Source organism: Vibrio sp. 378 (genome assembly GCF_033339435.1).
Window position 1 is genome coordinate 417 of record NZ_JAWOUO010000625.1, and the last position, 251, is coordinate 667.

Consider the following 251-nt stretch of genomic DNA (forward strand, 5'->3'; position numbering starts at 1 on the left):
TTGCCGCCATGAGCCGATCCTCCGGCCACTCGCTGCTGTTCACCTTGGCCAAAATCATGGCCCCCACCAGCACCTTGCGCCTTGTTTCGTTCTTGCGCTCTTGCTGCTGTTCCCTTGCCCGCACCCGCTGAATTTCGGCATTGATTCGCGCTCGTTGTTCTTCGAGCTTGGCCAGCCGATCCGCCGCCTTGTTGCTCCCCTTAACCATCTTGACACCCCATTGTTAATGTGCTGTCTCGTAGGCTATCATG

The 251-nt window shown here is 57.4% G+C and carries 1 protein-coding gene; it reads right to left on the bottom strand.

Annotation, left to right across the window (positions count from 1 at the left end; all coding sequences use genetic code 11):
* Positions 1-208, bottom strand: a 208-nt coding sequence (locus tag R7Q48_RS27930; RefSeq protein ID WP_114388589.1) for a mobilization protein, incomplete at its 3' end; no start/stop codon positions are given.
* Positions 209-251: the final 43 nt, after the last annotated feature.